The 249-nt window shown below is 40.2% G+C and carries 1 protein-coding gene; it reads left to right on the forward strand.

Translation table 11 applies throughout. From position 1 onward, the window contains the following. The coding region (locus tag RYX56_RS24190) for a DUF1189 family protein (RefSeq protein ID WP_317124361.1) at positions 1–249 on the forward strand (249 nt) is incomplete at both ends.

The following is a 249-nucleotide window of genomic DNA, read 5'->3' on the forward strand; positions in this document are numbered from 1 at the left end:
TCCGTTCTGCCTGCAATTGTCTATTTAAGCACCGCATTATCTTCTGGATTGGATTCTGCGAAAAGCTTTTTTCAAGATGAAGTACCTGCCTTTTCGATAAAAGATGGCCAGTTGTCAGCAAAAACTAAAGTCCCGATTACGATGAACGTAGAAGATTTCACTTTTTTTCTCGATCCAACAGGAACCGTTTCTGCTGAAGATGTTGAAGCTGAAGGAAATGCCTTCGCACTCTTAAAGGATCAATTTGTT

The organism is Alkalihalophilus lindianensis, assembly GCF_032843265.1.
Lineage (GTDB): Bacteria > Bacillota > Bacilli > Bacillales > Bacillaceae_D > Alkalihalophilus > Alkalihalophilus lindianensis.